General features: G+C 32.1%; 15 protein-coding genes. 1 reads left to right on the forward strand and 14 read right to left on the reverse strand.

The window, feature by feature from the left end:
- The 3 genes from dapA to rpsO all read right to left on the reverse strand — a co-directional run bounded on the left by dapA (position 1) and on the right by rpsO (position 2,360).
- On the reverse strand, positions 1 to 870 hold the full coding sequence (gene dapA / locus AC1RPR_RS05270) for a 4-hydroxy-tetrahydrodipicolinate synthase (protein ID WP_481761711.1): 870 nt from the start codon (positions 868 to 870) through the stop codon (positions 1 to 3).
- Between the two features lie 23 nt (positions 871 to 893).
- A complete protein-coding gene (locus AC1RPR_RS05275; protein WP_481761710.1) occupies positions 894 to 1,943 on the reverse strand; it encodes an aspartate-semialdehyde dehydrogenase in 1,050 nt (349 codons plus the stop codon).
- Between the two features lie 147 nt (positions 1,944 to 2,090).
- Positions 2,091 to 2,360, reverse strand: a complete 270-nt coding sequence (rpsO, locus tag AC1RPR_RS05280) for a 30S ribosomal protein S15 (protein ID WP_409022405.1) — start codon at positions 2,358 to 2,360, stop codon at positions 2,091 to 2,093.
- 281 nt (positions 2,361 to 2,641) lie between these two features.
- Between rpsO and rpsT the strand changes: the two genes are divergently transcribed.
- Positions 2,642 to 2,896: a 30S ribosomal protein S20 gene (gene rpsT / locus AC1RPR_RS05285; RefSeq protein WP_409022404.1), complete on the forward strand. Its 255-nt coding sequence runs from the start codon at positions 2,642 to 2,644 to the stop codon at positions 2,894 to 2,896.
- 51 nt (positions 2,897 to 2,947) lie between these two features.
- Here the strand turns inward: rpsT and holA are convergent, their stop codons facing one another.
- The 11 genes from holA to AC1RPR_RS05340 form a co-directional block, all read right to left on the reverse strand.
- The gene (gene holA / locus AC1RPR_RS05290; protein ID WP_481761709.1) at positions 2,948 to 3,973 is read right to left on the reverse strand and encodes a DNA polymerase III subunit delta; all 1,026 of its coding nucleotides are present in this window, start codon (positions 3,971 to 3,973) and stop codon (positions 2,948 to 2,950) included.
- 5 nt (positions 3,974 to 3,978) lie between these two features.
- Positions 3,979 to 5,997: a DNA internalization-related competence protein ComEC/Rec2 gene (locus AC1RPR_RS05295; RefSeq protein ID WP_481761708.1), complete on the reverse strand. Its 2,019-nt coding sequence runs from the start codon at positions 5,995 to 5,997 to the stop codon at positions 3,979 to 3,981.
- Between the two features lie 251 nt (positions 5,998 to 6,248).
- Entirely contained in the window at positions 6,249 to 6,728 is a 480-nt protein-coding gene (locus tag AC1RPR_RS05300) for a ComE operon protein 2 (RefSeq protein WP_409022402.1), read from the reverse strand.
- Between the two features lie 59 nt (positions 6,729 to 6,787).
- Positions 6,788 to 7,342 (reverse strand): helix-hairpin-helix domain-containing protein, encoded by a 555-nt coding sequence (locus tag AC1RPR_RS05305; protein ID WP_481762189.1) that lies wholly within the window; start codon positions 7,340 to 7,342, stop codon positions 6,788 to 6,790.
- Positions 7,343 to 7,583: 241 nt separating this feature from the next.
- Positions 7,584 to 8,081, reverse strand: a complete 498-nt coding sequence (gene coaD, locus AC1RPR_RS05310; protein WP_481761706.1) for a pantetheine-phosphate adenylyltransferase — start codon at positions 8,079 to 8,081, stop codon at positions 7,584 to 7,586.
- Position 8,082: 1 nt separating this feature from the next.
- Positions 8,083 to 8,634, reverse strand: a complete 552-nt coding sequence (gene rsmD / locus AC1RPR_RS05315; RefSeq protein WP_481761705.1) for a 16S rRNA (guanine(966)-N(2))-methyltransferase RsmD — start codon at positions 8,632 to 8,634, stop codon at positions 8,083 to 8,085.
- A 5-nt stretch (positions 8,635 to 8,639) separates the two neighbouring features.
- Positions 8,640 to 8,966 (reverse strand): YlbG family protein, encoded by a 327-nt coding sequence (locus AC1RPR_RS05320; protein WP_481761704.1) that lies wholly within the window; start codon positions 8,964 to 8,966, stop codon positions 8,640 to 8,642.
- An 18-nt stretch (positions 8,967 to 8,984) separates the two neighbouring features.
- Entirely contained in the window at positions 8,985 to 10,163 is a 1,179-nt protein-coding gene (locus AC1RPR_RS05325; protein ID WP_481761703.1) for an FtsW/RodA/SpoVE family cell cycle protein, read from the reverse strand.
- 397 nt (positions 10,164 to 10,560) lie between these two features.
- Positions 10,561 to 12,408, reverse strand: coding sequence for a translational GTPase TypA (gene typA / locus AC1RPR_RS05330; RefSeq protein WP_481761702.1), 1,848 nt, complete (start codon positions 12,406 to 12,408; stop codon positions 10,561 to 10,563).
- A gap of 165 nt (positions 12,409 to 12,573) precedes the next feature.
- Positions 12,574 to 13,347, reverse strand: a complete 774-nt coding sequence (locus AC1RPR_RS05335) for an inositol monophosphatase family protein (RefSeq protein ID WP_481761701.1) — start codon at positions 13,345 to 13,347, stop codon at positions 12,574 to 12,576.
- A gap of 12 nt (positions 13,348 to 13,359) precedes the next feature.
- Positions 13,360 to 13,638 (reverse strand): UPF0223 family protein, encoded by a 279-nt coding sequence (locus AC1RPR_RS05340; RefSeq protein ID WP_481761700.1) that lies wholly within the window; start codon positions 13,636 to 13,638, stop codon positions 13,360 to 13,362.
- Positions 13,639 to 13,677 lie beyond the last annotated feature (39 nt).

The following is a 13,677-nucleotide window of genomic DNA, read 5'->3' on the forward strand; positions in this document are numbered from 1 at the left end:
TTATATTTTTAGTATTTTCACTAGTTGATTTATTTCATTGTCAGTTAATGCCTCTATTGGTAAACGACACCCACCTACTAAGATACCCTTGTAATTTAAAGCTGCTTTAGCTGGTCCAGGAGATGGAAGAGAAAAAAGTGCAGCCATTTTTGGCGTCAACTCTCTTTGAATATCTCCTGCAAGCTTAATATTTCCATCTTGTACAGCTTGATACATTTTAGTCATTTCAATACCAAATATATGGCTTGCAACAGAAATAACACCACTTGCTCCTAAGATTTTTGCAGTCAAACTATCCGTATCTTCACCAGTATACACCAAGAAATCATCTGGCGTTTGTTCAACAATACGACTTAAATTTTCACTACCTGTACAATCTTTAATACCAATAATATGATTATTATTAGATAACTTAACAATTGTTTCAACAGTCATAGTTACGCCTGTACGACCCGGAATATTATAAATGAAAATAGGCAATTTCGAAGCATTTGCAACTGCTTCAAAATGAGCAATCATACCTTTTTGATTAGGCTTATTATAGTATGGCACAACAACTAAAGCTGCGTCCACACCAGTAATAGCGGCTACCTCATTGGTAAAATCAATTGTCTCCATAGTATTATTTGATCCTGTACCAGCCATAATTGGAACTCTACCATTAACTATTGCCACTGTTTTTTTAATCAAATTTAATTTTTCAGAATGATTCAACGTAGGCGATTCGCCCGTAGTACCATTAACCAGGATACCTTTTGAACCTGTTAAAATTAAATGTTCAATTAATTTAATTAAGCGATCTTCATCCACTTGATTCTGATCATTAAATGGTGTGACCATAGCTGTCATTATATCTACATTTTCAAACATTCGCTTAATTCACTCCTTTCTTTTTACTTTGGAACTCTTAATAAATCTAATTCATGCAATTTTTCAGCAATTTGAACTGAATTCCATGCAGCACCTTTTAACAAATTATCCGAAACGACCCATAATTGGAAGGCATTATCCTGTTCTAAATCAGCTCTAACACGACCAACAAATGTATCTTTCTTACCAGTGGCATTAATTGCTTGTGGATATATCTGTTGTTCCGGATTATCTTGTAAAACCACACCGGGTGCATCTGCAAGAATATTTTGAATTTGTTTAACAGAAGCATCATGACTTTCAACTTCAAACCAAACAGATTCCGAATGGCTAACAACAACTGGTACACGTACACATGTTGCAGTAACTTGAATATCTTGATTAGACATTATTTTCTTCGTTTCATGAATCATTTTCCATTCTTCATGTGTATAACCTGTGTCTTCAAAAACATCAATTTGTGGTAGTGGATTAAATGCAATTGGATAATGCTTTTTATCACCAGAAGCTGGTAAAATCTTTGCTTCCATCTCTTCGCCATCAAGATAAGCTTGTGTTTCATCTTTTAATTCTTGAATAGCTAAGTTTCCAGCACCACTAACAGCTTGCATTGTTGTAACAACAACCTTCTTTAAACCGTAATTTTTACGAATTGGTTCTAGTGCAACTACCATTTGGATAGTTGAACAATTTGGGTTAGCAATTAGTCCTTTGTGTTCATAAAGTGCCTGTTCATTAACTTCAGGAACTACTAGTGGGACATCAGGATCCATTCTAAACGCACTAGTGTTGTCTACAACAACTGCACCACGTTTAATTGCTTCAGGTGCAAACTTTTTAGATACACTACCGCCAGCAGAAAATAGAGCCAAATCAACATTCTCAAAAGAATCAGATGTTGTTTCTTCTACGATAACATCCTGACCTTTAAATTTTAATACTTGTCCTGCAGAACGTTTAGATGCCAAATATTTAATACTATTGATGGGTAAACTTGTTTCTTCTAGCATTTGAATCATTCGTGTTCCAACAGCGCCTGTAGCACCGACAACCGCAACTCTATATCCGTCCATTGAAAAAAACCTTCTTTTTCTTTATTTGAATCTCAATTATACCATAAAATTTATGAACGTTTTACATTTAACTCACTTATAGTAGACATATCTTAAATTTTAAAAATAAAAAAAGCAAAACTCTTATTAAGAGTTTTGCTTTTAGTTTTAACGACGAAGACCTAAGCGTTGGATCAATTCACGGTAACGTTGAATATCTTTGTTACGTAAATATGCTAAAAGGTTACGACGATGTCCGATTTTCTTCATCAAACCACGTTGTGAAGCGAAATCTTTTTTATGAACGCCGATATGTGCATTCAATTCAACGATATCTGCAGTAAGTACAGCGATTTGTACTTCAGCAGAACCTGTATCGCCTTCTTGACGAGCATATTCGTTCATAATTTCTGTTTTCTTTTCATTTGTAATTGCCATTAGTGTTTCCCACCTTTCTGAATCTAAATGCCTAAAACCGAGTAAGTCGTCGGTGAGACGTCAACAAACTAAGTTAAAGGTTACTTGGAACAAATCTAACCTTACTAAAATTTAGAGTATATTGCAAGTTTTTTATAACTTCTCTTATCTAATTATTACTATCAAGTAAAAATCCTTTACAAGTTTTCATTGCATTAACTAATTTGGTTAGGTATAATAATGGTTGTTGAAATATTTGTTGAGAACCAATAAGGTGATCATGATAAGTGGAGGTGACTTAAATGCCAATTATTCAATCTGCAATTAAACGTGTAAAAACGAATGAAAAAGCAAACGTTAAAAATGCTGCTCAATTAAGCACAATGCGTACTGCTGTAAAGAAGTTTGAACAAGCTAAGACTGCTGGTGCCGATAATGTAGATGCTTTATACAAAGCTGCTATTACTGCAATCGACAAAGCACATTCTAAAGGTTTGATCAAAGAAAACAAAGCTGCTCGTGATAAGTCTCGTATGGCTGCTCGTTACGCTAAATAAGTTTTCAGAAAAATACCCAGTAGATTAATAATCTACTGGGTATTTTTTATTTTATACATCTATACGATTAATTTGAAGCATAAATAATGAGAATAATCCTTCTTGATCTTGTTGTGTCGTCTTCATTGCTTTTTCTAAATCAATTAACGCTAAATAAATTTTCCTCAAATCACTTCTATTAAATTTCTTTATCTTTTGAAGTGCCAACTTAATTCGATAAGGATGCACTTTTAAAACACTAGCTAAATCTCCTTGTGAGTAACCTTTATCTTGCAAAATTTTCACTTGTAATAATAATCTAAATTGTCCCAATAATATTGCATTTATCTTAATTGGCTCTTCATTTTGTAAAATTAAATCATGATACAACGTTACTGATTTTTCAATATTATTTGAAATAACAACATCTACTAAATCAAATATATTTTGTTCTAAAGTTTTAGAAACTAAATTTTCAACAGATGATAATGTAATTCGGTGGGTTTCAAAATTATACAAAAATAACTTTGGCAATTCATTCATGATTGTTGATAATTCTGTATTGGTTCTTTCTAGAAATAATTCCAAAGCGTTTTCATCTATTTCAAATGATTTGTTAGCCATCTCTTGGGCTATAAACTGTCGCGTTGCACGCTCATTTAACGGTTGATTATCAATAACTAGACTAAATTTTTTAAGCATCTTACTAATCTTTTTACGACCATCTAATTCTTTATAAGGCGCAAATATAACTACAATACTTGTTGGTTCCGGATGAGCTAAATAAGATAAAAGACCATCAATATCGTGTTCAATTTTTCTTTTTTTAGTGTCTGACGTTAGAAAAAAAGGATTTTGAATAAAAATTAAGCGCTTATCACCAAAAAAAGGAACAGACATCGCATCATCTAATGCTTTAGCCAACGGAACCTCCTCCATATCATATTTACCTAAATTCATCGTTCTCTCTTCTTCAGGTATCAACTCAGTAAATGCTTTTTTTACATCTTCCATTAAATAAGTCTCATTACCTAAGACAAGATTTACTGGCTTCACATTTTCAAGAGATAACGTTGAAATTATTGCCTGTGAATTCATATTTATCAGCTCTTTTCATTGTTAAAAACTTCTAATTTTTCTTTATAATTTTGAAACTTGCTGATTCTTATCATACCATGCTCTGCTGTACTAACAAACGGTATTCGATATTTTTTCAAAGTATCTAATGTTTCTTGATGTGGGTGGCCATATCTATTATTCTTACCAGCAGAAATCACCGCTAACTTCGGTTTTATTTGATCAATAAATATTGGATCAGTCGCAGTTTTACTGCCATGATGACCTGTTTTAAGAATTGATATTTGTAAATTGGGATATTTTTGAATAACCTTTTTTTCACCAGCTCGGTCCAAATCGCCAGTAATAAGATAGCTATATTTCCCGATTGTTCCAAATAAAACAAGAGAATCTTCGTTTTTTCCTATACCTTGATTAAAAGGATGTAGAATCATCAATTCAGCATCCTGTTTTTTACTATTATCTGTCATAGGTATCACCATTTTAGGCGGTCGAGTAGATTCTATTTTTTTAATGAATTGTGGCAGTTGTTCCATTCCAGATGGAACAATCATTCTATCGACGTCTATTTTGGTTAATATAGACGGAAAATTACCTATATGATCTGCATCTTGATGCGTCAAATATAAATAGTCTATATGACTGATTCCTTTGCTTAATAAATAATTAGTAATAATTTTTTCACCAGAAGTTTGATACTCCTTTCTAGTTCGCCAGCTATCCATCTTAAAATGAACTTTACCGCCTGTATCTACTAATGTAATTTGCCTATTAAACGGCTTTCTTATCAATGTTGAATCCCCTTGACCAATGTCAAAAAAAACGACTTCTTGCCGAATTGGAAAATGGATCCATAGAAATACCATAACATAGAAACTAACTAATATTGCCCATCTTTTAATACACGAAGGATGTAAAAAACATGTTAAGGTGCACATGAAAAATAGCATGCACATATTTAAACTGGGTTTACCAAACGTTATCGTTAATGGTAAACGTGCTAGTTCATCAAAAAAATAAATAAACGTTTTTAATACAGTATTTATCCCATCCATAACAACCTTAAAATGAATCCCAACCATTCCTCCAAAAATTACAATTGGTAGGATTAAGAATTCAAAAATAGGAATAATAAAAATACTAAGTACAATTGATAGAACATTCCACTGATAAACGTTGAAAAAAATAAATGGCAAACTAAATAAGTTTAGCCAAATACCTGATTCAAAAGTACCTTTATTCTCCATAAAGATTAGTAGTAATGACATTAGATAGCTCAACTGACCGCCAAATGTGAACAGTACTTGTGGTTCAATCACCAATCCTATTAACAAAGCGAAACACCAAACCGTAATCCCTTGGACAGGTTTATCAATTAGTTCACAAATAAGTTGAACCATACACATAAAAATTGCACGTCGTAAACTACTAGATTCCCCTGCAATAACTAAATAGCATGGAAGTAAAAAAAGTAATCCTTTGGCTACTGTCTCACGTGGGATTAATAGTCTATTTCCTAACGTTCTTATTAACATCACAAAATAATATACATGTAAACCCGATAAACAGAATAAATGAATTAATCCTAATTGTCTTATAGAGGCTAAATCCTGATTGAATTCCTGAGTCTTATCACCAATTACCAAAGCATTCAAAAATTTATCTAACGGATTGGATAAAGAATTAAAATAACTTTTTAATTCTGCTCGTAATTCATGTAACTTACTTATCACGGATTCAAGCGATAAATTCATGACATTTTTTTCACTATTATTAACTTTTATAATAGTCATACTATTGTAAATTGATTTAGTTCGCATAAAACTTTGATAATCAAACTCGTTTTCATTTGTCGCTGATTTAATTTTTTGTAGCTTAGCATCAACGTTTATAATTTTAGTGTGTTTATTATGTTTAATCTTATTGAGTTCATTTTGTGACTTACAGTTATAAAATCCTCGAATTTTTTGTGAATTAGAAATTATTTGTCCATCAAAACTAACCAAATCACCATTGATTGAATAATCATCAGGGTAAATTTTCACATTAACATTTTGTACCTCTTTTTCAACTACAACTTGCTTCTGGCTTTCCTTCGCATTACTGTAAAAATAAATACCAAAAATTAAAATACAGACACAACAAATATAAAAAGTTATCGAACGTTTTAACGTAATAATTCGTATAAAAATAACGATAGCGAAAATAATCCAAATAGGATTGTAATTTACAACATATAAACTTGTTATTCCAATAACTAACGTCGCAAAAAATAGATCAACTGCTTCAACTGATTTTATTCTGAAAATATTTTATTCAGAACAATTTCTTCAATATAATTTTTATCAACTTTTACTTGCTCAAAAATAACATTATTTCTTTCTAATAGTGATATGGCATAATCATCATTATGATAATTACGTAAATAATATATTTTTTTCACGCCGGATTGAAGTAGCATTTTTGTACACTGTAAACAAGGAAAATCTGTCACATAAATTTCTGAATTATCTGTCGCTGAGCCAAACTTTGCACACTGTAAAACTGCATTCATTTCTGCATGAATCGTTCGTACACAATGTCCGTCTACAAGGTAGCAACCTTCATCTATACAATGTACATCCCCTGAAACAGCGCCGTTATATCCGCCTGCAATAATCCGTTTATCTCTAACAAGTATCGCACCAACAGATAATCTTTCACATGTACTTCTTAATGATAGTAATGCAGCTTGCGTCATAAAATATTGATCCCAAGGAATTCTATTATCAGGCATTTAGGTATTTCCTTCTTTCATTTTTTTATAGTATATCAAAAATAAATCTTTAAAAAAAGTTAGACCGCTAATGAGTCCTTTAGACTTTCATATGTTTTATCACCGATGCCGCCAACTTCTTTTAATTCATCCGTAGTTTTAAACGATTGATGTTCTTCTCTATATTGTAAAATTTGTTCTGCTTTTTTTGGTCCAATTCCAGTCAACCCTTGCAGTTGTTCTTTCGTTGCGGTGTTTAAATTAACCGTTGATTCATCATTCGATTTATCCTGAGTTCCTGTAGTAGACCCTGCATCCATAACAGAAGATCCTTGGGCAGTAGTAGCTGCTACTTTATTTTCTTTTACTTCCCCTTTTGCCGGAACATATATAACCATCTCATCTGTTACTTTTTGAGCTAAATTAATCTGTTTCTGATCAGCGTTAGATAAAAATCCCTCAGCTAAATCGATTACCTGACTAATTCTCATTCCTGTTTTCATTGTGTATATACCTGGTTTTTTTATATTTCCTTTGATATCCACAACGATTTTCCCACCATTTGAGGTTTCTAAATGGCTTGATATATTTTTTTCCGAGCTAGACGACGTACTAGTAATACTATTAACTAACATATCATCTGTTTTGCTACTTTTATGTTGTGTAACTATTGAAAAAATGGTCAATGCTATTACAGATACCACACAAATAATGATAATTTTTCGATATTCAATTCAAATTTTTTTTATTTGATCCATCTTATCCACCTCCCTCTTATATTTAAATACGCAAAAAAACGAATTTCATTTAAAATGAAATTCGTTTTTTTCCTTAAATCATTATCACGTATTTTAATGATGATTCATTTTATTTAAGTTAATCTTCCTTACTAATTACTTCATGACATTTTTTAATCATAGCTACTTTTATATGATTAGGTACCATATTTGAAATATCTCCATCAAATTTAAATATTTCTTTCATTAAACTTGAGGAAATATGTGCGTATTTAGGATTAGCAAGCATCAATACAGTTTCCACTGTTTCATCTAACTCTTTGTTCATCAATGCAATATCTTTTTCATATTCAAAATCCCTATTATTTCTAACACTACGAATAATTATTTTAGCATCTAATTGGTGCATTAAGTTAATCGTTAAATCTGATTCAACACTAACTACTTCTACATTTGCTAATGAAAAGGTAGCTTCACTAATCAAATCTACCTTTTCATCAGCTGTAAACAATGACTTCTTTTTAGTATTAGTCATAACTGCGACAATAACTTTATCAAAAATTTGGCTTGATCGAACAATAATATCTAAGTGTCCATTAGTTAATGGATCGAAACTTCCCGGAAAAACTGCATTCATTTTAGTTCTCCTTTTGATAAATCGTTACCTGTGTAATTCCATAATTTTGTCTCCTAAATAGCCTGAATCCAGAAATATCATCAGGTAAGTTAGCATATTGATCTGTTTCACAAATAATTAAAGCTTGATTATTTAACAACTCGCTGCTATCTATTTTTTTTATCGTATCAATTATTTCTTGGGTCTTATAAGGTGGGTCTAAAAAAACAAGATCAAATGTTTCTTTACCTTTTAATAGTCCAATTGCTTTATCGGCATCTTGCTTATAGACCGTAAACTTATCTTCTTCCTTTGTGATAGCAATATTATCATTAATTGTTTTAATTGCTTGATACTGTCTATCAATTAGAAAAGCATGCGAGATTCCTCTAGAAACAGCTTCGATACTTAACCCTCCGCTACCTGCAAATAAATCTAACGATTTACCGCCATCAAAATAAGGACCAATAATATTAAACACTGATTCCTTAACTTTATCCGTTGTAGGTCTTGTTGCCATACCCGGAACTGCTTTTAATTTTCTTCCGCCATATTCACCTGAAATTATTCTCATATACTTTACTCACTTTTATTTTTAAATTTTTCTTGATCTTCATCTGTTAATTTAAATGCTTTTTCACCCATTCGAGACCCAAAGTCCATATCAATATCAGGGCGATGCGATACTTCTGTCTTTTTAACAAATTTTAAATTTTGAATTTTCTTAATCGTCTCGGGTAGGTCTTCTTGATTCATATAAATGACAACATATTTCATTTTTTTTGAAATATATTGAATAATACCGAATCGTTTCAACTGCTTAATTTGCTTCATATGGTATAAAAACACAATGACACCTTGTCTTTTTTGTATAACTAACTTAGTCCCATTTTCTTCGTCAAGCATTTGATTATGACCCCCTTTTTATTTATTATTTAGTAATTCCTTTTTTCTTAAAGCTGATATATTTAAAACTAAGCCTACACAGAAACTCAAGATAAGCATACTTGATCCGCCATAACTAAGAAATGGAAATGTTACACCTGTTATTGGTAAAACACCTGATATACCACCAACATTAAATACAGTCTGCACTGTCATAAACGTCGCAATTCCATAACAACAAAGTGAATGGAAAGTTTCTTTACTTTTAGAACCAATAAAGATAATTCGTCCAATCATACTGAAAAGTAATATTAAAATAAAAAATACCATCAATAATCCAAGTTCTTCACCTGTAATTGCTAATATAAAATCAGTATACGGTTCTGGTAGATAGCCTCGTTTTTGGATGCTATTTCCTAGTCCTGCACCAAAAATACCACCATTACTTAATGCATAATATGAATTTACCAGCTGTTGTCCAGTTGATTGCTGATATTTAAACGGATCATTGAATCCACTAAATCTTTTAGCCATATATGCTAATGGACCACCAGAATCTGGAGAAACAGATTTTAATTTTGATAATAATATCATTAAAGTACCCATGCCACCAACAGAAATTAAAGAAGTTATTCCAATTGAATACCCACTAGCCAAAATAATGATTAATACTGCACTAAAATTAATAATAAACCCACCCACATCTGGTTCAACCAAAATTAAAATGAGTGGTAAGGCTACTGCAATCGCATAGATAAAACGACGTTTATTTCTACCCTCATAACTTAATTCTTTATTTTCACGGAATGCAACTTGTTGCGCCATAAACAAGACTAAAAAAATCTTGCTGATTTCTGCGGGCTGAATGTTAAAAGAGCCAAAGTTAATCCATCCTGCTGCACCATTAACTGTTTTACCGCTAAGTACTACGTATAAAAGTAGCAGAATGGACACTGCACCAAATAATATTATAAATCCAGAACTTTTAAAAAAATTAACCTTCATTGAATATATAAGGAAAGCAACTAGCAATCCTAAAATGGCAAAAAGCAATTGTTTTTTTAAATATGTCGTTGGATCGCCACCCGCCATTTGAACCTTATATGAACTAGCAGAATAAACCATGACCACACCAATTCCGGATAATATGATATACGGTATAAAAATAAAATAATCAAGATATTGTAATTTTTGTGTTATTCTTTTTAAAATTTGCATTTTTAATCCAACTTATTTCTTCATTTTTTCAAATTTAGTACTAAAGTGTCTATTCGAAGTTACTTCAAGATTCTTTATCTGCTTCTTTTCAGTTTTTTCTTCAAACAGAGCACACTCCAACACAAAATCTACTTCACGAGAAAAACGAACAATTAAGTATCAACTACTTCTTAAAATGTAACATAACCAAGCTAGTAAAATGTATTTCGCTGTTTCCAGATAAATTTATTTATTTTATCTACATTTTCTTGCAAAGTGACCATCACATTTTCTTTAGAAATGTTGTTTTTCATCGATTTTATTCTCTCGTGACTCCTAATAGTATACCATATTACTATTTATCATGATTAAAAAAAAGAGTTGAAAATGAACTTAATCATTTTCAACTCTTTTTAAATTAACCTTTTTTTGAATCTGTTTTATGTTGTTTTTGAGCTTTTTCACGCATATTTGTATCTAAGATACGTTTACGTAAGCGTAAATTATTTGGTGTGATTTCTAATAATTCATCCGTGTTCAAGAATTCCAATGATTCTTCAAGAGTAAGAATAGTTGGTTTCTTGATTGAGGCTGTTTGATCTTTATTAGAAGAACGAACATTACTCATAGCTTTTCCTTTAGTAATATTTACAGAAATATCACGTTCACGGCTACTTTGTCCAACAACCATTCCTTCATAAATATCAGTAGTAGGTGTTACATAAATTGTTCCACGTTCTTCAATACTCATAATTGAATATGTTGTAGCTTTTCCTGAATTAATAGAAACTAATGCGCCATTACGACGACCAGGTTCCCAGTTACGGATAACTGGTTTGTATTCAGAGAAAGTATGATTTAAGATACCGTATCCACGAGTCATTGAAAGGAATTGTGAATCATATCCAATTAAACCACGAGTAGGAGCTGAGAAAGTTAAACGAGTTTGGCCGTTATTACCGGTCTCCATGTTAATCATTTCACCCTTACGTTGAGCCATTGTATCAATAACACCACCAGAATATTCATCAGGTGTATCGATTTGGACGCTTTCAAATGGTTCTTGCATCTTGCCTTCGAATTCACGGTAGATAACTTCTGGACGTGAAACTTGAATTTCATAGTCTTCGCGACGTAAAGTTTCAATTAAGATTGATAAATGTAATTCTCCACGACCTGAAACAACCCAAGCATCTGGAGAATCTGTATCTTCAATTTTCAATGAAACATCAGTATGCAATTGTAATTTAAGACGATCTTCCATCTTTCGAGCAGTAATGTTTTTACCATCTTGTCCAACAAATGGTGAATCATTCGTTCTGAATGTCATTTGTAGTGTAGGTGGATCAATACGCATTAATGGTAATGCTTCTTGATGATCACTTGGTGTTACAGTTTCACCAACGAAGATGTCATCCATCCCTGAAACTGCAATTAAATCACCGGCTTTAGCTTCATTAATTTCAACACGATCTAAACCGAAGAAACCAAAAAGTTTTGAAACACGGAAGTTTTGAACTGAGCCGTCAAGTTTAATAACAGAAACTTGATCACCAACAGCAATTTTTCCACGGAACACACGACCAATACCAACACGACCAACATATTCATTATAATCCAACATTGAAACTTGGAATTGTAATGGTTCGTCACTGTTATCAACTGGTGCAGGAATTGTATTTATAATTGTTTCAAAAACGTCATCCATAGAATGTTTTTGAGTTTCGATATCTGGATCCATACTTGATGTACCATTGTATGCACTAGCATAAATAACAGGGAAATCAAGTTGTGCTTCATCAGCACCTAATTCAATAAACAAATCAAGAACTTCATCAACAACTTCTTGTGGACGAGCACCCATACGATCAATTTTGTTAATAACAACGATTGGTACTAATTGTTGTTCTAAAGCTTTTTTCAAAACAAAACGTGTTTGAGGCATTGTTCCTTCAAAAGCATCAACGACAAGTAAAACACCATCAACCATTTTCATGATACGTTCTACTTCACCACCGAAATCGGCATGTCCAGGTGTATCTAAAATGTTAATTTGTTTGTCGCCAACTCTAACAGCAGTATTTTTTGATAAAATTGTAATACCACGTTCTTTTTCAATATCATTTGTATCCATGGCACGGTCACTAATTTCTGAATGGCCATCCAATGTATCTGATTGTTTTAATAATTCATTAACTAATGTCGTCTTACCGTGATCGACATGGGCGATAATCGCAATGTTACGAATGTCATCTCTTGTTTTCAAGTTTGTTCTTCCTTTCGTTGGAGCCTTAATATTTTTACGAATAATAACTACAGTTCACTATTATAGCAGACAATTAACACACTTACTAAAAGTTTTCATACTTTTTCATAAATAAATCGCATAAAAAAACTGCGACTTGTTAGTCACAGCCACAACGCGATTCTACTAAAAACTATTTAGTAGTTTTAAAATGTCCTCTTGTGCGTTTTCCGTTGCTATTAATACATCTGCTGATTGTAACATATCGAGCTCTAACCCGTCAATTGTTTTCACGGTGATACCAAGAGTTTCCGCCAATATTTTACCGGCTGCAAAATCCCATGGTTTTAAGTGAGAAACATAACCAATTTCTTGTCCACGTAATATGTGAACAAACTCAATACCGGCACTTCCATAAACCCTAGCACCTGAACTATGTTGAACAATTGATTGTAAATGCTTATAGTCCATCATTAACATAGGTGAGCTACAACCTAGCAAGCCATCCTTAAGTGCTATATTTTCAGGCTTTTCAAGTTTTTTATCGTTGGCAAAGACGCCCCTATCTGGCCCACCAGAATATAAAACATTATTCATTACATCCATAATGAATCCCAATTTTCCAATACCGTTTTCATAAATACCAATCATAATCGCGAAATGATCTTTCTGTTTGACAAAATTCATTGTGCCATCAATTGGATCAACAATCCAAACAGTACCATCTAAATTTGTTACATCATCCCCAAAACCTTCTTCACCTAAAATTTTGGCTTTCGGATCAAAGGTACGAATTTTGTTTACTAAAAATTTTTCAGTCTGTTTATCCATATTAGTTACAAGATCAACTCGACTACTTTTTGTTTCAACAGACAATGGATTTCCAAATGCATGAATAATATTTTCACGTGCCTCTGTCAGCCAACTTTTAACCTGATAATTAACCTCATCAATATTCAAATCATAACCTCCCTATTGGTTAATTTTAATAACGTCCCTTGTACTCTCTCTTGCAAATTTCATTGTACGATAAATACTAAAACCTGATTCATCTTCGTACGATCTGCCTATTTGTTTTTCCTCCATTTTGGAAGGAACAATTTTTTTAAACTCACGATAATTATAAAGCAATTCTTCTCGATCAATACCTGTAGAATTTGCTAATTCTATTGCTTTATAGAATTCACTGACAGAGATAATTTCTTCAGTAGTCCAATGTGCTTCTAATGGGTAATCAATTTTATTATTCATAATTTAGTGTGTTAAACTCCCTTTATTTTTACTTTATTT

The sequence above is a fragment of the Dellaglioa sp. CoH-57-MRSF-22 genome (assembly GCF_056781895.1).

Bases quoted from the DNA above. Each gene is read 5' to 3' on its own strand.
- dapA (WP_481761711.1), bottom strand. From the start codon at position 870: ATGTTTGAAAATGTAGATATAATGACAGCTATGGTCACACCATTTAAT.
- AC1RPR_RS05275 (WP_481761710.1), bottom strand. From the start codon at position 1,943: ATGGACGGATATAGAGTTGCGGTTGTCGGTGCTACAGGCGCTGTTGGA.
- rpsO (WP_409022405.1), bottom strand. From the start codon at position 2,360: ATGGCAATTACAAATGAAAAGAAAACAGAAATTATGAACGAATATGCT.
- rpsT (WP_409022404.1), top strand. From the start codon at position 2,642: ATGCCAATTATTCAATCTGCAATTAAACGTGTAAAAACGAATGAAAAA.
- holA (WP_481761709.1), bottom strand. From the start codon at position 3,973: ATGAATTCACAGGCAATAATTTCAACGTTATCTCTTGAAAATGTGAAG.
- AC1RPR_RS05300 (WP_409022402.1), bottom strand. From the start codon at position 6,728: ATGCCTGATAATAGAATTCCTTGGGATCAATATTTTATGACGCAAGCT.
- AC1RPR_RS05305 (WP_481762189.1), bottom strand. From the start codon at position 7,342: ATGTTAGTTAATAGTATTACTAGTACGTCGTCTAGCTCGGAAAAAAAT.
- coaD (WP_481761706.1), bottom strand. From the start codon at position 8,081: ATGAATGCAGTTTTTCCGGGAAGTTTCGATCCATTAACTAATGGACAC.
- rsmD (WP_481761705.1), bottom strand. From the start codon at position 8,634: ATGAGAATAATTTCAGGTGAATATGGCGGAAGAAAATTAAAAGCAGTT.
- AC1RPR_RS05320 (WP_481761704.1), bottom strand. From the start codon at position 8,966: ATGCTTGACGAAGAAAATGGGACTAAGTTAGTTATACAAAAAAGACAA.
- AC1RPR_RS05325 (WP_481761703.1), bottom strand. From the start codon at position 10,163: ATGCAAATTTTAAAAAGAATAACACAAAAATTACAATATCTTGATTAT.
- AC1RPR_RS05340 (WP_481761700.1), bottom strand. From the start codon at position 13,638: ATGAATAATAAAATTGATTACCCATTAGAAGCACATTGGACTACTGAA.